Source organism: Microbispora sp. H10885, from assembly GCF_014161415.1.
Lineage (GTDB): Bacteria > Actinomycetota > Actinomycetes > Streptosporangiales > Streptosporangiaceae > Microbispora > Microbispora triticiradicis.
The window spans coordinates 196381-215212 of the sequence record NZ_JABBWY010000010.1 but is presented as its reverse complement, the minus strand read 5'-3'; the positions used below and the strand labels follow the sequence as shown (position 1 = coordinate 215212).

General features: G+C 73.4%; 18 protein-coding genes and 1 pseudogene. 12 read left to right on the top strand and 7 right to left on the bottom strand.

All coding sequences use genetic code 11. The features are described from left to right. Positions 1 to 4 precede the first annotated feature (4 nt). Complete coding sequence (locus tag HHX37_RS26495) at positions 5 to 706, top strand: TetR/AcrR family transcriptional regulator (protein WP_182887184.1); 702 nt, start codon at positions 5 to 7, stop codon at positions 704 to 706. Positions 707 to 749: 43 nt separating this feature from the next. Here the strand turns inward: HHX37_RS26495 and HHX37_RS26490 are convergent, their stop codons facing one another. Continuing rightward, positions 750 to 1601 (bottom strand): helix-turn-helix transcriptional regulator, encoded by an 852-nt coding sequence (locus HHX37_RS26490; RefSeq protein ID WP_182881127.1) that lies wholly within the window; start codon positions 1599 to 1601, stop codon positions 750 to 752. A 113-nt stretch (positions 1602 to 1714) separates the two neighbouring features. On the opposite strand from HHX37_RS26490, the gene HHX37_RS26485 reads away from it, so the two are divergent. Further along, a complete protein-coding gene (locus HHX37_RS26485) occupies positions 1715 to 2590 on the top strand; it encodes an NmrA/HSCARG family protein (RefSeq protein ID WP_182887183.1) in 876 nt (291 codons plus the stop codon). Between the two features lie 43 nt (positions 2591 to 2633). Here HHX37_RS26485 and HHX37_RS26480 read toward each other — a convergent pair whose 3' ends face one another. The 3 genes from HHX37_RS26480 to HHX37_RS26470 are packed head-to-tail and all read right to left on the bottom strand — an operon-like array spanning position 2634 to position 5349. Next, positions 2634 to 3245 (bottom strand): GNAT family N-acetyltransferase, encoded by a 612-nt coding sequence (locus tag HHX37_RS26480; RefSeq protein WP_182887182.1) that lies wholly within the window; start codon positions 3243 to 3245, stop codon positions 2634 to 2636. After that, entirely contained in the window at positions 3242 to 4714 is a 1473-nt protein-coding gene (locus tag HHX37_RS26475) for an APC family permease (RefSeq protein WP_182881130.1), read from the bottom strand. Before HHX37_RS26475 ends, HHX37_RS26480 begins: the two co-directional genes overlap by 4 nt. A gap of 35 nt (positions 4715 to 4749) precedes the next feature. Continuing rightward, positions 4750 to 5349 carry a GOLPH3/VPS74 family protein gene (locus HHX37_RS26470; protein ID WP_182887181.1) on the bottom strand — a complete coding sequence of 200 codons (600 nt, stop codon included), beginning with the start codon at positions 5347 to 5349 and terminating at the stop codon, positions 4750 to 4752. 418 nt (positions 5350 to 5767) lie between these two features. Here HHX37_RS26470 and HHX37_RS35905 point away from each other — a divergent pair, with 418 nt between their 5' ends. Next, positions 5768 to 6304 (top strand): hypothetical protein, encoded by a 537-nt coding sequence (locus HHX37_RS35905; protein ID WP_220503165.1) that lies wholly within the window; start codon positions 5768 to 5770, stop codon positions 6302 to 6304. An 81-nt stretch (positions 6305 to 6385) separates the two neighbouring features. Then, the gene (locus tag HHX37_RS26460) at positions 6386 to 6586 is read left to right on the top strand and encodes a DUF3072 domain-containing protein (protein WP_111701298.1); all 201 of its coding nucleotides are present in this window, start codon (positions 6386 to 6388) and stop codon (positions 6584 to 6586) included. Positions 6587 to 6697: 111 nt separating this feature from the next. On the opposite strand, the gene HHX37_RS26455 is transcribed toward HHX37_RS26460, so the two are convergent. Beyond that, positions 6698 to 7561 (bottom strand): SDR family oxidoreductase, encoded by an 864-nt coding sequence (locus HHX37_RS26455; protein ID WP_138460824.1) that lies wholly within the window; start codon positions 7559 to 7561, stop codon positions 6698 to 6700. A 134-nt stretch (positions 7562 to 7695) separates the two neighbouring features. Between HHX37_RS26455 and HHX37_RS26450 the strand changes: the two genes are divergently transcribed. The 7 genes and pseudogenes from HHX37_RS26450 to HHX37_RS26420 all read left to right on the top strand — a co-directional run. Beyond that, positions 7696 to 9555, top strand: a complete 1860-nt coding sequence (locus HHX37_RS26450) for a pentapeptide repeat-containing protein (protein WP_182887180.1) — start codon at positions 7696 to 7698, stop codon at positions 9553 to 9555. 117 nt (positions 9556 to 9672) lie between these two features. Continuing rightward, complete coding sequence (locus HHX37_RS26445; protein WP_182873536.1) at positions 9673 to 10557, top strand: ABC transporter substrate-binding protein; 885 nt, start codon at positions 9673 to 9675, stop codon at positions 10555 to 10557. Then, positions 10548 to 11465 (top strand): amino acid ABC transporter permease, encoded by a 918-nt coding sequence (locus HHX37_RS26440; RefSeq protein WP_310740551.1) that lies wholly within the window; start codon positions 10548 to 10550, stop codon positions 11463 to 11465. Before HHX37_RS26445 ends, HHX37_RS26440 begins: the two co-directional genes overlap by 10 nt. A gap of 53 nt (positions 11466 to 11518) precedes the next feature. Further along, positions 11519 to 12271 carry an amino acid ABC transporter ATP-binding protein gene (locus HHX37_RS26435; RefSeq protein WP_182881294.1) on the top strand — a complete coding sequence of 251 codons (753 nt, stop codon included), beginning with the start codon at positions 11519 to 11521 and terminating at the stop codon, positions 12269 to 12271. A gap of 121 nt (positions 12272 to 12392) precedes the next feature. Next, a complete protein-coding gene (locus tag HHX37_RS26430) occupies positions 12393 to 14102 on the top strand; it encodes an N-acyl-D-amino-acid deacylase family protein (protein WP_182887179.1) in 1710 nt (569 codons plus the stop codon). Next, entirely contained in the window at positions 14099 to 15004 is a 906-nt protein-coding gene (locus HHX37_RS26425) for a serine hydrolase (RefSeq protein ID WP_310740550.1), read from the top strand. The genes HHX37_RS26430 and HHX37_RS26425 overlap by 4 nt, the downstream gene beginning before the upstream one ends. Before the next feature lie 31 nt (positions 15005 to 15035). Next, a pseudogene (locus HHX37_RS26420) lies at positions 15036 to 15905 on the top strand (LysR family transcriptional regulator); the annotation flags it as partial. A gap of 93 nt (positions 15906 to 15998) precedes the next feature. Here the strand turns inward: HHX37_RS26420 and HHX37_RS26415 are convergent. Continuing rightward, a complete protein-coding gene (locus HHX37_RS26415; RefSeq protein WP_111701305.1) occupies positions 15999 to 16466 on the bottom strand; it encodes an SPW repeat protein in 468 nt (155 codons plus the stop codon). A 211-nt stretch (positions 16467 to 16677) separates the two neighbouring features. On the opposite strand from HHX37_RS26415, the gene HHX37_RS26410 reads away from it, so the two are divergent. Further along, a complete protein-coding gene (locus HHX37_RS26410; protein ID WP_111701306.1) occupies positions 16678 to 17532 on the top strand; it encodes a DMT family transporter in 855 nt (284 codons plus the stop codon). Here HHX37_RS26410 and HHX37_RS26405 read toward each other — a convergent pair. Beyond that, a complete protein-coding gene (locus HHX37_RS26405; RefSeq protein ID WP_310740548.1) occupies positions 17519 to 18793 on the bottom strand; it encodes an MGDG synthase family glycosyltransferase in 1275 nt (424 codons plus the stop codon). The two genes, HHX37_RS26410 and HHX37_RS26405, sit on opposite strands and share 14 nt — an antisense overlap. Positions 18794 to 18832: the final 39 nt, after the last annotated feature.

The window sequence follows — 18832 nt, the reverse complement described above, 5'->3', positions numbered from 1 at the left end:
CAACGTGGATGATGCGAAGACCCGCAGTCGCCGACAGATCCTGGAAGTGGCAGCCGAACTCCTGGAACGGGAGGGCGCCCAGGCGCTCTCCACCCGCGCCGTCGCAGCGGCGGCCGGCATCCGGGCCGCCTCCTTGTACCAGCTCTTCGGTGACAAGGACGGGCTCCTTTCGGCGCTGGCCATCCACGCCTTCGACCTGTACTTGGCCCAGAAGCACACTCTGACGCCGAGCGGCGACCCGGTCGACGACATGCGCCGCGGATGGGACATGCACGTCGACTTCGGCCTGAAGCACCCCGCCTTCTACCTGCTGATGTACGGCACCGACCGCCTCGGCCGCCGCCCACCCGCCGCGCGGGAGGCTCAGGAACTCCTCATGACATTCCTCACCCGCGCCGCCTCCGACGGCCGCCTACGGGTACCGCCTGTCCTTGCCGCCCACCTCACCCTGGCAGCGGTGACCGGCGTCACGCTCTCCCTGATCGGCATCCCCGAGAGCGACCGCGACCCGGAGGTCTCACCACGCATGCGGGAAGCACTCATCGACGCCCTGACCACCGACACGAGCCCAGCCCCAGACCCGACCCTCGCCGCTCGCGCCCTCGCGCTCGATGCCACCCTCAGCCGGGCGGATCCAGCTACCGTCCCGCTCCGCCCCGTCGAGACCGCACTTCTGCACGACTGGCTCCAGCATCTCGCCCGCTAGCTAGGACGAGCCGGGCCCTCGAAGGCCATTTGTCAGGCACGGCCTAGTCCCGGCCGGCCCGGCCGAGGAGGGAGGCGACCCGTCTGCGGGCGTCCTCGCCCACCGGCACCTGGAGCACCAGCACGAGATCGGGGTGTCCCATCGGGCGCATCTTGAACATCTCCAGGTCGAGCCGCCCTATCTCGGGATGGTCGATCCCGACCGTCGCCGGCCGGAAGCGGCGCACGGGGTAGTCGGCCCACCATTCGCGGAACTCCCGGCTGACCTCGCTGAGCTCCTCCACCAGCGCCGCGAGCCGCGGGTCGCCGGGCCTGCGTCCCATCGCGGCGCGGAACTGGCTGATCACGGCGCGGGCCGCGGGCTCCCAGTCGACCATGCGGGCACGGTTCGCGGCGTCGGTGAACATCATCCACAGCAGGTTCCGCCGGCCCGGCGGGAACGTCAGCGGATCCAGACGGAGCAAGGTGTAGGAGGTGTTCCAGGCCACATAGTCGAAGCACGCGTCGTAGAGGGAGGCGGCGTTCGGGGCGGCGGCGTCGACCAGGCGCCGGAGCCGGGCCGCTGCCGCCGCCTGCTCCCCTCCGGGAGGCGGCGTGTCGGGCGGGGCGAGGCCCGCGAGGTCCCGCAGGTGGTGGTGCTCGTCGGGGTCGAGCCGCAGCGCGCGGGCCAGCGCGTCGATGACCTGCGCCGACGCCGAGATGTCCCGCCCCTGCTCCAGGTAGGTGTACCAGGTGACGCCGACGCCCGAGAGCTCGGCGACCTCCTCGCGCCGCAGTCCGGGGGTGCGGCGCAGGGCCGGATCGCCTCCCGGCAGCCCGACGTCGGCGGGCCGCAGGCGGGCCCGCTGGGCACGCAGGAACGCGCCGAGCTCGGCCCTGCGGTCCGAGTCCCTCACGCGGCGGCCGGGTGCGAGACTGGCAGCACGAGTGCCAGGACCGCCGGACGCCGCCTCGTTATCGTGACGGCCATGATCCTTCACAGGGCGAGTCTCCCAGGGAGGCGGGTGTCATGAGTGATCGCGTACTGGTGATCGGCGCCACCGGGCGGCAGGGCGGCGCCACCGCCCGCGAACTGCTCGCCCGCGGGCGGACCGTGCGCGCCCTGGTGCGCGACCCGGGCTCCCCCGCCGCGGCGTCCCTGGAGCAGGCGGGGGCCGAGCTCGCGGTGGGCGACCTGGACGACGAGGCGTCGCTGCGCCGCGCCATGCGGGACGCCGAAGGGGTCTTCCTGGCGCTGACCATGATGCAGGGACCGAGGATCACCGTCGAGGGCGCCGCCGCCGAGGAACGGCGGGGGCTGACGGTGGTCCGGCTGGCCGCCGAGGCCAACCTCGGGCACCTCGTGTACAGCTCGCTCCCCGGCACCGACGCCGACTCCGGCATCCCCCACTTCGAGAGCAAGGCACGGATCGAGCGGGAGATCCACGCGCTCGGGCTCCCGGCGACGATCCTGCGCCCGGTCTCCTTCATGGAGAACTTCCTCACCTACAGTCGTCCCTCCGTGGAGGACGGCACCCTGGTCCTGCGGCTTCCCGCACGGCCCGGGACGCCGATGCAGCTGATCTCCGTCAGGGACATCGGGGTCTTCACCGCCCTCGCCTTCGAGCGTCCCGGCGGGTACGTCGGCCGGACCGTCGACATCGGCGCGGACGAGCTGACCCCGCCGGAGATCGCCGCCGCGTTCGGCCGGGTGAGCGGCCTGCCGGCCCGCTTCGAGCAGACGCCGATCGAGCAGGTGCGCGCGTTCGACGAGCACCTGGCCCGGATGTTCGAGTTCTTCGACGAGCACCCGGCCGGCGGTGTCGACCTGAAGGCCCTGCGGGCCGAGCATCCCGGTCTGACGACGTTCGAGACCTGGCTGCGCACCACCGGCTGGAAGCCGTGAGGCGCGGGACGTCACCGGCGGCCGGGATGCCACGCCCGTACGGCTATTCCGCGGGCGGCCGGGGCTCGCGCCACATGGGATACATGACCGGGCCTCCGGGCAGCCGGATCAGTTCCGGCATGTCCACGTAGCCGTGGCGGAGGTAGAGCCGCCGGCTCGACTCGCTGCTCGCCTCCAGGTAGGCGGGCACCCCCTCGGCGTCGAGCCGGCGATGGTGCTCCTCCAGCAGCATGGTGCCGAGGCCGCGGCCGGTCCTCCCCCGCTCCAGGGCGATGAAGTTCAGGTAGTGGTGCGGCTCGCGCGGATGGTGCTTCTCCAGCAGCTCGCCCAGGATGTGGTAGCGCCCCGCGTTCTCCCCGGTGAAGGCGTCGATCTCCGCCCGCTCGCCGGGGATCTCCGGGAACGGCGCGGTGAACCAGACGGCCACCCCGGCCAGTTCGCCCGCCTCGTGGATGCCGTAGACGTCGCCGTGCTCCATCGCGTGCGCGGCGTACATGGTGAAGAACCTCCGCTGGAGGGGCAGGCGGTCCTCCTGGCGCGGGACGAGCCACGCGGTGATCGCGTCGACGTGGAAGGTCTCCGCGATCAGGTGGCCGGTCGCCTCCGCGTCCGTCATCCGGCTGATCACCGGACCCGCCGCGTCCGCCGCGGTCACCGGGGGCCTCCCGCCGCGGCCTGGGCGCCGAGGCCGATGCCGGCGTACACCTCGGGCCGGGTCGCCCTGATCACCCGGGCCCAGACGACGCCGAACACCACCGCGACGACGTAGATGGAGGGCAGGATCCACCGGATCGGCGAGTCGGGCGCGACCCCGAGGACCGTGTCGAAGTTGACCAGCGTCAGCGCGATGATCACGACCAGCGCCACGATCGACAGGGCGGGAGCGAAACGCGTCCGCCAGGCCGTCTCTCCCCGGAGGTCGCGGGAGAAGTACACGATCACCGAGATCGAGGTGACCGTGAGCAGGGTCAGCAGCCCGAGGCCGCCGAAGGCGCCGAAGGTGAAGAACAGCTTCGTCACGGGGTCGAGTCCCGAGACGGCGTAAATCGCGATCACGATAAAGCCGAGCGCGGTCTGCAGCACCGATCCGGAGATCGGCGCGGCGGTGCGGGCCGAGGTGCGGCCGAACACCGAGGGCAGCACGTTCTCCCGGCCGAGGGCGAAGATGTAACGGGCCGTGGTGTTGTGGAAGGCGATCATGCAGGCGATGCTGCTGGTCACGAACAGCACCGAGCCGACCGTCGCGACGGTGCCGCCCAGGTGCTCGGCCGCCTGGCCGAAGACGAGCGTGGGACCCTGCTCGGTCGCCGCCTTGACGATCCCGTCCGGGCCGGTCGGCACCGTCTGGGCCCAGGCGGAGATCGAGTAGAGGATGGCGATGACCGCGATGCCCAGGTAGGTGGCGACGGGCACGGTGCGGAGGCGGTCCTTGGACTCCTCGGCGAAGACGACCGACGACTCGATGCCGGCGAAGCCCGCGACGACGGTGGCGAGCGCGGCGCCCACGCCGGGCACGAACAGCGCGGCGGGGCTGTAGCCCTCGAAGCTGACGCCGTTCCGCGCGCCGCCGAACAGGTCGCCCAGGTCGAACAGCAGGACGACGGCGATCTCGCTGACCAGCAGGACGGACAGGATCCGGCCGTTGATGTCGACCCGCAGCAGGCCGAGCAGGCCGGTCAGCGCCCAGGCCCCCAGCGCGATGACCCACCACGGGGGCGAACCGCCGAACCAGTCCAGGAGCAGCGGCTCCGCCGCCGACCCGATGATGCCGTACAGGCCGAGTTGCAGCGCGTTGTAGGCGAGCAGCGCCACCCACGCCGTCACCACGCCCTGCGTCCGGCCGAGACCCTGCGCCGCGTAGGCGTAGAAGGCGCCGGCGTTCACCACGTGCCTGGCCATGGTCACGTAGCCGACGGCGAAGAGCGAGAAGACCCCGCCCAGCAGCAGGAACGCGAGCGGCACGCCGATCACGCCCGTCACCGCGTACGCCGTGGGCACCGAACCCGCGACGACCATCAGGGGCGCCGCCGCGGAGATGACGAAGAACACGATGGACGGCACACCGAGCCGGTCCTGGGCCAGTGCGGCGGAGACGGCGCTCGGCCGTTGCTCTGTCAGGGACACCTGGAACTCCGTGAGGGGATTTGGGGGGCGAGCGGTCACCGGCGGCTGAGGACGGCCTGGCCGACGGCGGCCTTGGTCTGGGCGACGAGTCTCTGCATGGGGGCCGGGAGCATGGCGATCACCGCGGCCACGAAGCGGGGATCGTGTTCCGACAGCACCCGCTGGGCACAGCCGGCGGCGTCCAGCAGTCCCAGGAGGACTCGGTCCCGGGGGTTCGGCGGCGTGCGGCGCTGGACGGCGAGGTTCAGGCGGGCGAGCGGCCACGCGGCCGTGCTCATGTCCGCCGGAGCCGGGGGCTGCTGCTTCAGCAGGTGCCTGGCCGGCGGTTTGAGCAGCTTCGCGGCGATCATCCTGGCGGTCACCTCGGCCTCGGCCGTACGGGCGAGGAACAGCAGCCACGTGCTCACCGGATGGTACGGCTCGGCGACGACGTGGCCGAGCACCCTCCTGGTGAAGGCGTCATCGCTGTCCTCCCCGGCCGCCGCGTGGAGGCGTTCGGGGTTCGACGTGAGATCCAGGGTCACCCGCTCGGCGAGCATCAGCTCGGCGAGGACGCCGCCGGCCAGTGCCAGCCCCGCGAGCCGTGAATGCAGGTGTGGATGACCCGTCGCATTGTCGTGCAGGACGAAATACAAGTCATCGACAAGAGACGGGCTCGAAAGATCGCTTTCAGCCACGGTCGGCGATGATATCGGCGCTTTGTTTCATTTGTCATCGCCCGGGAATCATCAAGGCGAGAATGGGAACGCGTTTTCCCATCACGACGTGAATTATGCCAACCGAAACCCGCTTTTTGGTTTATGAGAGCGCATCGCGCGCTCCAGCCGAGGAATCCTCACCGGAGCAGGGCGTTCACGACGATTGTGAGCAGGATCGACGCGACGATCGAGATGATGATCATAAGGATGCATCCCGTCGCGCCGCCGAGTGGACGAACCCTGAAATTTCCTGGCATGAGGACCTCCCGCCGCCGCTCCTTCCACGGCCTACCCTTGGCCTCCGCCGCGAACCGGCCCGCGTTTTGTCCGTTTTGAGGGTGGGCATCGAGGGCCTATGACCACCCAGGACGACAGGGGCGCGGTGGTCCTGGCCCGCGCCCACGGCCTCTTCAACATCGCGGGCGGACTGTGGCCGCTCCTGCACCTGACGAGCTTCGAGAAGGTGTACGGCCCGAAGACCGACCGCTGGCTGCAACGGACCGTCGCGGGCCTGCTGGTGGGGATCGGCTGGACCCAGGTCCGCGCCGCGCGCACGCCGGACGGCGTCCGGCATGCGCGCCGTCTCGGTATGGCCACCGCCGCGACGCTTCTCACCGCCGACCTGCTCTGCGTGCCCACCGGCCGTATCAGGCCGACCTATCTCCTCGACGCGGCGGCCGAGGCGCTGTGGCTGCGCGCCTGGCGGGGCGGCGCCGTACGGCCCGAGCCCCGGGCCCGCCGTACGGGGTCGGTCCTCGCCGCGGCGGCGGCGCTGGCGGCCGGGTGCGCCACCGGCGGCCTGCTGGCCTCGCGGGTGCTGCGGCGCCCGCCGGAGCAGGAGGTGTCCGAACTGACCCGGGCCCGCTACCTCCGTCATCCCGCCGCGAGGTGACGGGCGCCGGCCTCTCCCCTCCACCGGGTTACGTCTCCCGGCGACGGGTAGAGCGAACGGCAGTTCGACATTGGAGGGACGATGGACCGAGGACCGGTGGAGAAGGACCCCGAGGACTGGGCGACCGGGGACGAGCCGATGACCGCGCCGCAGGAGTCCTACCTGCGCACACTGGCCCGGGAGGCCGGGCGTGACGTGCCCGAGGGGCTCAGCAAGGCCGAGGCCTCCACGTTGATCGACGAGTTGCAGGACCAGAGCCGCCGCCTGAACGAGAACGGGTGACCGCCGCCACCCGTCCCGTCGCCGCCCCGTGCGCGGCGGCCGGGCGGGCGGACGACCGGGGCCGCCCGGGTGGGAGGATCCACCCGGGCGGCCCACGCCGTCCTCGCCCGGCTATCCGGGCAGCGTCTCGCCGCCGATCGGCGCGAGGACCTCACCCGTGTAGTACGACGAGAGCCGGTTGGCCGCGAAGAACACGTACGACGGGGCGATCTCGTCCGGGTCGGCCGGGCGGCCCATCGGCACCTGCTCGCCGAACTTCTCCACCTTCTCCTCCGGGAAGGTGGCCGGGATGAGCGGCGTCCAGACCGGGCCCGGTGCCACGGCGTTGATCCTGATCCCCCGGTCGACCAGCACCTGGGCCATCGCGTAGGTGAACGCGTTGATCGCGCCCTTGGTCGCGGAGTAGTCGATCAGCTGCTTGTTGCCGCGCAGCCCGTTGATCGACGAGGTGTTCACGATCGACCCGCCCTCGGGCATGTGCCGCAGCGCGGCCTTCGTCACCCGGAAGTAGCTGTGGATGTTGACGGCGAAGGTGTGCTCCCACTGCTCGTCGGACAACTCCTCCAGGCCCTGCACGGGGGTCTGCGTGGCCACGTTGTTCACCAGCACGTCGATGCCGCCGAGCTCGCGGACGGTGCGCTCGACGACCTCCTCGCAGTGCCGGCGGTCGGCGAGATCGCCCGGCAGGAGCAGGCAGGTGCGGCCCTCCTGCTCCACCAGTTTCCTGGTGTGCTCGGCGTCCTCGTGCTCGCTCAGGTAGGCGATGGCGACGTCCGCCCCCTCCTTGGCGAACGCCACGGCGACGGCCCGGCCGATGCCGGAGTCGCCCCCGGTGACGAGGGCCCGCTTTCCGGCCAGCAGGTCGCGTCCGGTGTAGTCGCGCATCTCGTCCCTCGGCTCGGGGCTCATCTCGCCCGTCCGGCCGGGATACGACTGCGTCTGCGGTGGCGGTGTGGAGTTGGACTGCTCAGACATGCACCCCGCGTACCCCTGCCCAGCCAGGGCAAACGGCAGGACGCGGCGGGGGGACGGTCGCCCGGCGGATACACAGTGTTACCTATCCATCACGCTTTAGCGTCCCGAGATGGGACATCATGTATGACGTTGACATGACATCCCGGCCGAAGATCGCCCTCATGGACGTCGTCTGGAGGACGTGCGGCGCCTCCCCCGGCTGCCCGGGCATCGCCCGCGAGCCGTACGGCCGGTGCCTGGCGCACCTGACGCCCGCCGAGACCGGCGCCGTCCTGCGGGACCTCGCGCCGGGCCAGGCGCTGGACCTGCGCGGCACCACCGTGGCGGAGGACCTGCTCGCCCACCTGCTGGACCGTCTTGAGCGCCGTGTCGGACGGGCCAGGTTCGACCACGCCGTCTTCACCGGCCAGGCCCGCTTCGGCGAGGTCGCCTTCACCGGGGACGCGACCTTCGACCACGCCCGGTTCGACCGGCTCGCCTCCTTCTACGGCGCCAGATTCCTGCGCAACGTCTCCTTCCGCGCGGCCCGGTTCGCGCGCGAACTGTCCCTGCACGACGCGCGGGTGCGCGGCCACGCCGCCTTCGACCACGCCACGATCCGCGGCGACGCCCTGTTCGGCGCGGCGCGCTTCGGCGACCTCCCCGCCGGGAGCACGCCCGGCGGCTCGCCGTCCCCCGGCGCCCCGCCCTTCCGGGCCACACCGGACGTCTCGTCGGAGGGGACCCGGAACACCCCGCTCGCGGAGGCGCGGATCGCCTCGTTCCCAGGGGCATGGAACGCCTCGTTCCCAGGAGCACGGAACGCCTCGTTCCACGGCAGACAGGACGTCTCGTTCGAGGGAACGCAGTTCCGCGGGTTCGCTGCGTTCGACGCGGCGGTTTTCGCGGGGGACGTCGTCTTCCGCGGCGCCCGTTTCCACCGGGCCGTCTCCTTCCGCGGCGCGGTCTGCGCGGCGACCGCCGCCTTCGAGGGAACACGGTTCCAGGGCGCGGCCTACCTGGGCCCGATGCGGGTCGGGCGGCGGCTGTCCCTCGCGGGCGTGCGGGCCGGGGCGGCGCTGCACGTGGAGACCGGCGGGTGCCGCGTGATACTCCGGACGGCGGACGTCGCCGGGCCGCTCGTCGCGCGGCTGTCCGACGCCGATCTCGACCTGCGGGGCGCCGTCCTCTCCGGGACGTCGGCGGTCACCCGGCGCTCCGGCCGGCTGCGGGTGACCTCGCTCGACGGTCTCGACGCCGCGGCGCTCACGCTCACGGGGGCCGACCTGCGCGGGTGCGGTCTCGGCGGGCTGCGCCGCCCGGAACGCCTGCGGCTGCGGGAGTGCCTGTTCGCGGCGACGCCCGGCGGGATGCGGCTGCGGCTGGGCTGGCCGCCGGTCCGGTGGTGGAGCCGCCGCCGCGTCCTCGCCGACGAGCACCTGTGGCGCGGCTGGGACGCGGCGGGGTTCGCCGGGTCTCCGGAATCCCCGGCCCCGCCCTCGCCACGGTCCCATGGATCAGCCGGGCCGCAGGATTCCCGGCCGCAGGGAGCACATCGGCCGCGGAAGCCGCCACAGGAGTCGCCGGGATCGCCGGACGCCGCCCGGCTGGCCGTCCTGTACGAGCGGCTGCGGCCGGGCGTGGACGACGCCAGGACCTCCGCCGACTTCGCGTTCGGCGCCATGGACATGCGGCGGCTCGGCAGTTCCCGAGGCCGGGCCAGGCTGCTGCTCTCGCTCTACTGGCTCGCCTCCGGGTACGGCCTGCGGACGGGCCGCGCCCTGGGGTGGCTGACGCTGGTGACGGCCGTCGCCGCGGGCGCCGTCTGCTGGACGGCCGGAGCCCGTCAGGCACGGCCGCCGGTCGGCCAGCGCCCCCAGGTGGCGGTGGTCGGAGCGGTGATGCGGGGCGGGGTGCGGGCCGGGCTGCGGGGCGGGGTGCGCGCGGGGCTGCGGCCGGCGGCGACCGCCTCCCACCCGGCCCACTCCCGCGTCTTGCCCACCCGCGCGGGCTGACCACGGGGCCCGAGCATCGAGAACGTCGATGCTCAGGGCCGCAAGCGTTCACGATCCTTACGAGCGTGACCTCCTGTCGCCAGCATAAGCTCAATCGTTCGCGAAACAGGAGGTTCCATGACAAAGCGCCTATCTGTGGCCATAGTCGGCGCGCTGGTCGTGTCGGCGCTCGCCGGCGGCTGCGGGCGTTCGTCGTCGGAGACCGCCGCGGGCGACAACGCGGCGGCGACGGCGAACAAGACCGCCAAGGACCTGGTCCCGGAGGACGTGCGCAAGACCGGCACACTGCGGGTCGCCACCTCCGAGGGTTACCCGCCGATGGAGATGTACAAGAAGGGCACCCAGGAGCTCACCGGGGTCGACCCCGACCTCGGCGCGGCCATCGCGGCCAAGCTGGGGCTCAAGTTCTCGATCACCAACGCCGCCTTCGACGGGCTCATCCCGGGCCTGCAGGGCGGGCGCTGGGACATCGTGATGTCCTCGATGAGCGACACCGAGGAGCGGCGCGCGGCGGTCGACTTCGTCGACTACTTCAACGCCGGTGGCGCGATCATGGTCAAGAAGGGCAACCCCGAGGGGATCAAGAACCTCGACGACCTGTGCGGCCGCACGGTCGTGCTGGCCAAGGGCAGCTCCAACCTCGCCATCGGCGAGAAGCAGAACGAGAAGTGCGCCACCAAGATGAAGATCATGCAGAGCGAGGACGCGCCGACCGGCCTGCTCTCGATCGACTCCGGGCGCGCCACCGCGACCATCGTCGACTACCCCGTCGCCGTCATGTACGCCAAGGACACCGGCAAGTACGACGTGCTGTCCGAGCAGTACGACGCCGGGCCGTGGGGCATCGCCGTCGACAAGCGGAAGACCGCGCTGCGCGACGCCGTCGCCAAGGCGATGGAGGAGCTTCAGGCCGACGGCGGCTACAAGGCCGTGCTGGACTCCTACGGCGTGACGGCCAACGCCGTCGACGGCGTGCTGGTCAACACCCAGCCGTGGAAGTGACCCAGGAGAAGGCGCCCGCCGCCGAACTGCCGATCGACGCCGTGCGCCCCGCGCGGCCCGGCCGGTGGCTCGGCGCGGCGGCCGCCCTGCTCTTCCTCGTGTGGCTGGCCTACACGGTCATCGTCAACGAGAACCTGCACTGGGACGTCATCGTCGCCTACCTGGCCGACGGCAGGATCCTCGGCGGCCTGTGGGTGACCATCCAGCTCACCGTGCTCTCCATGGCCATCGGCCTCGCGCTGGGCGTGCTCGCCGCCGTCATGCAGCTGTCGGACAACCCCGTGCTGCGCGGCACCTCCGCGCTCTACACGTGGTTCTTCCGCGGCACGCCGCTGCTGGTGCAGCTGATCTTCTGGTTCAACATCGGGCTGGTCTTCCCCACCTTCGCGATCGGCGTCCCGTTCGGCGGGCCCAAGCTGATCGAGTGGCAGGCGAACGAGATCATCACGCCGTTCACCGCGGCGCTGCTCGGCCTGGCGATCAACGAGGGCGCGTACATGGCGGAGATCGTCCGCGCCGGCATCCGCTCCGTGGACCCGGGCCAGCGGGAGGCCGCCGAGTCGCTCGGGATGTCGCACCGGCAGGTGCTGCGCCGTGTGGTGCTGCCGCAGGCCATGCGGGTGATCATCCCGCCGACCGGCAACCAGTTCATCTCCATGCTGAAGACCACGTCGATGGTCTCGGTCATCGCCGGGGCCGAGCTGCTCACCGTGGCGCAGCGCATCTACCTCGGCAACTTCGAGGTCATCGCGATGCTCGTCGTCGCGTCGATCTGGTACGTCGTCCTCACCACGATCGCGAGCGTCGGGCAGCACTTCGTGGAGAAGCGGTTCGAGCGCGGCCACGTGCGGCTGTCCTCCCGCGTACGCCGCAACCTGCGGCCCCTGACGTCCAAGGAGCCCTCGTGAGCGCCCCCGCTCAGTCACCCGGCCGGCCACCCGGTCGGCCGTCCGACCTGCCGATGGTGCGGATCCGCGCCGTGCGCAAGCGGTTCGGCCCGCTGGAGGTGCTCAAGGGCATCGACCTCGACGTCCCCGCCGGCTCGGTGGTGTGCGTGGTCGGGCCGTCCGGGTCGGGCAAGTCGACGCTGCTGCGCTGCGTCAACCGCCTGGAGACGATCGACTCCGGCCGCATCTGGGTGAACGGCGAGCTGATGGGCTACGCCGAGCGCGGCGGGCGGCTGCACGCGTTGCGCCCGGCCGAGCTGTCCCGCCAGCAGCGCGGCATCGGCATGGTGTTCCAGCGGTTCCACCTGTTCCCGCACCGCACCGCGATCGAGAACGTCATGGAGGGGCCGGTCACCGTGCTCCGCACGCCCGCCGCCCAGGCCCGGCGGCAGGCGGCGGAGCTGCTGGAGCGGGTCGGCCTGGCCGACCGCGCGCACCACTACCCCGCGCAGTTGTCCGGCGGGCAGCAGCAGCGGGTGGCCATCGCCCGCAGCCTGGCCATGCGGCCCAGCCTGATGCTGTTCGACGAGCCGACCAGTGCGCTCGACCCCGAGCTCGTGCAGGAGGTGCTCGCCGTCATGCGGGACCTCGCGGCGAGCGGCATGACGATGATGGTCGTCACCCACGAGATGAGCTTCGCCCGCGAGGTCGGCGACCAGCTCGTCTTCATGGACGACGGCGTCGTCGTCGAGCGGGGCGACCCCCGCGAGGTGCTCGCCGCGCCCCGGCACGGCCGGCTGCGCGCCTTCCTGGGACAGGTCCTGTGAACCCGGGCGCGGCCGCTCGTACGGGACGGCCGGGCGGGCGGCGTCCCGCGGCCCCGGAGATCTCGGGGACAGGTCCGGTGGCGGGAACGGATGGGACGGATCGGGTGACGAGGAGGCTTCCGTGACGGGGGCGGGGACCCGCTTCGACCTGCTCGTCCGGGGCGGGCTGGTGGTCGACGGCACCGGCCGCCCGGCCCGGCCCGCCGACGTCGGGGTCTCCGGCGGGCGGCTGACCGTGCTGCCCCCCGGCTCGTCGTCCGGCTCGGGGTCCGGGTCGGGGTCCGGGTCGTCGCCGGGCTCGGCGGCCGGCGCCGCCGAGGTGCTCGACGCGCGCGGGCGGGTCGTCTCCCCCGGGTTCGTCGACGTCCACACGCACTCCGACGGCGTGGCCCTGCTCGGCCCGGCCGGCGACGGCGACAGGCCGGGAGACGGATCAGGAAACGGGTCCGGCGACGGGTCCGGCAGGGAGCTGGTGCGGGCCTCGGTGCTGCAGGGGGTCACCACCGAGATCTGCGGCAACTGCGGATCGAGCCTGTTCCCGGCCCTGCCGGAGCGGCTGGCCGCCATGCGGGCGGAGACCCGGATCACCTTCGGCGGCGACGTCGGCGCGTACGCCGACTTCGCGGGTTTCGCCGCCGCGCACGCCGGGGTGCCCCGGGCCAACCACCTGGCCTCGCTCGTCGGCCACGGCACGCTCCGGGCGGGTGTGCTCGGCCCGGTGGACCGGCCGGCCCGGCCCGCCGAGCTGCGTGCGATGTGCGCGCTGCTCGACGCGTCCCTGACGCAGGGCGCCGCCGGCCTGTCCACCGGTCTCATCTACACCCCCGGCTCGTACGCGGGCACCGCCGAGGTGGTGGCGCTGGCGGAGGTGGCCGCCCGGCACGGCAAGCCGTACGTGACCCACCTGCGCGACGAGATGTCGCGGGTGGAGGAGGCGCTGGAGGAGGCCGTCGAGATCTCCCGGCGCAGCGGCGCGGCGCTGCACGTGTCGCACCACAAGACCGCCGGGCGGTACGCCTGGGGCCGCACCGAGCGCACCCTGCCGCGCCTCGCGGAGTTGCGCGCGGGCGGCATGGACGTCACCTGTGACGTCTACCCCTACACGGCGGGCAGCACGGCGCTGGCCGCGATGCTGCCGCCGTGGGCGAACGACGGCGGGCTGCGCGCCCTGACCGCGAGGCTCGGCGACCCCGCCCAGCGGGACCGGATGCGCCGGGCCATCGCCGAGGGCGTGCCCGGCTGGGAGAACACGGTCGGCAACGGCGGCTGGGACCGGATCTCGGTTGCCTGCGCGCCCCGCCATCCGCGGGCCGAGGGCGCGACGATCGCCGACCTCGCCGCCGCCGCGGGCGCCGATCCCCTCGACGTGGCCGCCGACCTGCTGGTCGCCGAGGACGGCGAGGTGACGATCATCAGTCATTCCATGATCGAGGAGGACGTGCGGCGGGTGCTGGCCGCGCCGTACGCGATGATCGGTTCCGACGGCGTGCCGAAGCCGGGCGGTCGCCCGCATCCGCGCTGGGCCGGGACCTTCCCCCGGGTGCTCGGCAGATACGTGCGCGAGCTCGGGCTGCTCGGCCTGGAGGAGGCGGTGCACAAGATGACCGGGATGGCGGCGGCGCGCTTCGGGCTGACCGGGCGGGGCGTGATCCGCGACGGCGCGCACGCCGACCTGGTGGTGTTCGATCCGGCGGCGGTGGCCGACCGGGCGACCTTCACCGAGCCGCTGCTGCCGCCCGCGGGCGTCGACGCGGTGGTGGTCGGCGGCGCGGTCGTGGTGCGTGACGGCGAGGAGACGGGCGCCCGCCCGGGACGGGTGCTGGCGCTGTGAACACCGGAGACGCGGGGATCGCCGGGGACGTGGTGAGCGCCGGGGACGGGGGCGGGCTCCCCCGCGACGCCGGGCCGGGGGACGTCTCCGGCGCCGCGCGCGGCTCGCTGGCGGAGCTGGCGGCGTCCTGCCCCGGGACGCTGGCCGTGTGCGTGCCCGGCCTGCTCGGGGTGAACGAGGACGTGGTGCTGCCGCTCGCCAGCACGGGCAAGGTGCTGCTGCTCGCCGCGCTCGCGCGGGACGTCGCGTCCGGCGCGCTCGATCCGGCCGAGCCGGTCGCGCTGCTCGACGAGGACTACGCGGGGGGCTCGGGTTTGCTCACCGAGCTGTCGGCCCGCCGCTGGACCATCGGCGACCTCGCCGTGCTGACGGCGTCCGTCAGCGACAACACCGCGACGAACGCGCTGCTGCGGCGGCTCGGGCTCGCCCGGGTGGACGCCGCGGCCGGCGCGCTCGGGCTGGCCGGGACGCGCGTCCACGACAGGATCCGGGAACCGCGGCTGCCCGCGCACCCGCCCGCGTTCGCCACCGGGACGGCCCGCGACCTCGCCGGTCTCATGCGGTCCGTGGCGTACGGCCGGGAGCCGTGGCAGCGGCTGCTGCTCGGCTGGATGGCGTGCAACACCGACCGCGGCCTGGTCCCGGCGTTGCTCCCGCACGAGCCGGAGGACCGCGAACCGCCTCGGGTCCTGCCGTACGCCGCAGGGGTGTGGGTGGCGAACAAGACCGGCACGGACGCCGGGACGCGGGCCGACGTCGGCGTGATCGCGGCGGCCAGGTGGGAGGGTTACGCGGTGCTCGCGCACGGGCCGGAAGGCTCCGAGCAGGCCCTCGTGCGGGCCGTGCGGCAGGCGGGCGTCGCCGTCGCCGCCACCGTGACGGGCGCCGCCGCTCGGGCGTGACCAGCGCGGACGCGGCCCGATACTGGGTGGCATGCTCAGCAGCCACCGCCTCAGGGTGCTCCTGGAGGTCTTCAGGACCGGGAGCATCGCCGGAGCCGCCAAGACCCTGCGGCTGTCGCCGTCCGCCGTCTCGCACCAGCTCGCCCGGCTGGAGGAGGAGGCGGGGGTCGGGCTGGTGGAGCGGGCCGCGCACAGCCTGCGGCTGACCGCCGCCGGCCGCCGCCTCGCCGGGCGGGCCCAGGAGGTGCTCGACCTCATCGAGTCCGCCGAGAAGGACCTGCTCGCGCAGGCGCGGGCGGACGCCGGGCAGCTCCGGATCGGGTTCTTCGCCTCGGCGGGCTACCGGCTGCTGCCGATGGCGCTGTCGTCGTTCACGGCCCGCCACCCCGGCGTCGATCTCGACCTGGTGCTCGGGCAGCCGCACGAGCTGCTGGCCGACGTGGAGCGTGGCGAGCTCGACGTGCTGGTCGTGTTCGAGCACGCGCTCGATCCGTGGAAGGCGCCGAAGGGCGTGGAGGTCGTCCACCTCTTCGACGAGCCGCAACTCCTGGTGATGCCGCTCGGCCATCCCGCCGGGCACCGGCCCCGCGTACGGCTGGCCGACCTGGCCGACGATCCGTGGATCACCACGTTCGGCACCGAGACCCCGGTGTCGGTGCTGGAGCGGGCCAGCGCCCTGGAGGGGTTCACCCCCGCGATCCGCTGCCGCAGCGACCACTACGAGGTGACGCTCGGCCTGGTGCGGGCCGGGCTGGGGGTGGCCCTGGTGCCGAGCCTCGGCGTGCAGGGCGCGGCGGGCGTCCAGGTCTGCCAGGTGGAGGGGCCCCGGCTCTACCGCCGGGTCGGCGCCGCGATCCGGCCGACCAACCCCAATCCCGCCCTGCGCGCCTTCGTCGGCTATCTCAGGGACGCCTCGGCCCGCCTCAGCGTGACGCTCCGCCAGGGCGCGGCCGAGCGGCCCGCCGCACGGGGCGGCGGGCCGCCGGACGGCCGGTCACCAGTTGCCGAGCCGGTGCCCGCTCCGCTCGCCCCGCTCGTGCCGGCGGTACACCTGCGCCATGCCCAGCGCGGCGGCGCCGAGCGCGAAGATCACGATGCCGGTCACGACGTTGTTCCAGACGGTGCTGGTGGTGGCCTCGCCTCCGCCGCGCACCACCCAGGGCGAGACCAGCGCCCAGACGCCGAGTAGCGGGATCAGCCACCCCATGCCGTAGGTGCGTCCGAAGGCGGACGCGAGCCCGAGGGCCAGGGCACTGACCACGAGACCCGTGATCAGGTTGCTGATGGTCAGCCCGGGGAAGCGAAAGAACCCGACTATCCAGGGCGAGAGCGCCAGATAGAGACCCGCCAGGAAGGAGAGCCCTTCCAGTACCTGAGCGGGGGCCGTCGAACCCGCCCGGTCGTAGGTCTGACGCAGTTCGGCGATGTCGGGGTGACGCTCGATGCCGGTAGGTCCAACCATGACTGGTCCCGCCTTTCCTGCTGGTTGCGTTTGCGCGGACGGCCATACCCGCACAAATCCAGCAATTCTCTACTTTGCGTAATATCTCGCTTATTAATCGGTTTTGCGGGATAAATTGCCTTCAGAGCATTCATTGGGAGATAGCGGTATGTGCGGCCGGGGAGGGTACCGATGAGGTCCGGCTGAGGGGGCGGCGACGCGGAGGGGGGCCATGATCGCTGTAGTCCTGGCGGTGCTCGCCGCGGCGGCCAACGCCGTCGCGTCGGTGCTGCAGCGCCGGGCCGCGCGCCGCATGCCCCCCGGCGAGGCGTTCCGGCTGGGGCTGATCCTGCACCTGCTGCGCAGTTCCGCCTGGCTGGGCGGCATCGGGGCGCTGATCGCCGGGTTCCTGCTGCAGGCCGCCGCGCTCGCGTCCGGAGGGCTCGCCCTCGTGCAGCCCCTGCTCGTCGCCGAACTGCCGATCACGATGCTGGTGGCGGGCTGGATGTTCCGGATCCGCGTCTCCCCGATGACGTGGCTGGCCGTCGCGGCGCTGACGGCGGGGCTGGCCGGGTTCCTGGGGGCCGCCTCCCCCTCTCCGGGCGACCGCCTGCCGGGTGTGCTGGGCTGGACGATCTCGGCGGGGGTGACCGCCGGGCTCGTGGCCGGCTGCGTGGCGGTCGCGATCAGCTCCGGCGGCGCCACCCGCGCCGTGCTGCTCGGGGTCTCCGCCGGGCTCGGCTTCGCCTACACCGCCGTGCTGATGAAGCGCACCGTCGAGGTGCTGCCCGACGGGCTGCGGGCCCTGTCCGGCGCCTGGTCGCTGTACGCCATGGTCGCCGCCGGCCTGTGCAGCCTGTTCCTGCTGCAGAACGCCCTGCACAGCGGGCCCCTCGTCGCCGTGCAGCCGGCCCTGACCGTGACCGACCCCGTCGCCAGCACGGCGTACGGCGTGGCCCTGTTCGGCGAGGGCATCCGCACCGGCCCGTGGGTGCTGCCCGAGCTGACCGGCATGGCCCTCATCCTGTACGGCAGCGTGCTGCTGTCCCGGCACGCGCCGCTGCACGAGGCCGTCAGGAGACCGTGAGGGCCGTGCCGTCCGGCCGCGCGAAGCGGAGCAGCAGGGCCTCCGCCGGTTCGGCGTCGAACAGGGCCTCCGCGCGGGCGGTCAGCGCGGCGCGGGCGGGCGAGCCGGGGGCGAGCCGGTCGAGCTCCCGGAGCAGTCCGGCGGGACGGCGGACGTGGACGCTCACCCCGGCCCTGGCCATCGCGAGCACCCCGTCGCGGCCGTGGCCGGGGATCGGCAGGCAGGTCACGACAGGCACCCGCGCGGCGAACGCCTCCCGGCAGGTCAGCCCGGCGGCGTTGTCCACCAGCGCGTACGCCGCGGCGAGCAGGCCGGGCAGGTCGTCACGCCAGCCGAGGGCGAGGCCCGCCGGCCCCGGCGGCTCGCCGAACAGCCGCGACAGGCGGCGGCGCAGCCCCTCGTTGCGCCCGCAGAGCACGACGGGCACGTACCGCCCGCCCTCCTGCCTGTCTCCCGGCCTGTCCCGCCGCCTGTTCCGCCGCCTGTTCCGCGGCCTGTCCCGCGCTGCGGAGCGGCACAGGGCGCGGGCCGTCCGCACGACCCGGCCGACCCCCCACGCGCCCGCGCCGACCAGCACGATCCGGTCGCCGTCCGGCAGGCCGAGCCGGGCGTGGCCGCTCCGCCCCGGCGCCCGTACGGCGGCGAACCCGGGCCGCACGATCGGGGCGTGCCGGAAGGCCGGGCGGCCGGTGGCGGCCGTCACGGCGAGGGCGGTGGCCGCGTCCGGGCACAGATACCGGTCGTTGCCCCCGTGCAGCCAGAGGCGGTGCGCGGCGAAGTCGGTCAGCACGACCACGCTGGGGACGGCCAGCCGCCCCCGCGACCGCAGGTGCCCGGCGGCCTGGGCGGCCACGTGGAAGACCGGCACCACCAGCGAGGGCCGCAGGTGGCGCACCACCCTGCTCAGCCCGGCCGCCACCACGACCGTCAGCGGCGACACCGCGCGAGCTCGCTGGGCCCGCCGCGGCACGAAGAAGATCCGGTAGACGAGGGCGTACAGCCACGGAGCCCGGAGCATCACGGTGCGGTACCACCAGCGCAGGACCGTGCCCAGCCGCAGCGGCAGCAGGGCGAGCACGTCCACCACCACCACCCGGACCCCGGCGGCGGCGAGGCGCCGGGCCAGTTCGGCGGCCACGCCGTCGTGACCGGCCCCCATCGACGCGCTGACGATCAGCACCTTCGCCGCCGGCGGTGTCATGGGCCCCTCCCAGGGAGTGGACGACGACGCGGCGAGGCGCCGCCAGGTCACGCGCGGCACCGGACGCCCTCCCCCGTCTCGTTCCCGGCTTGGCGAATC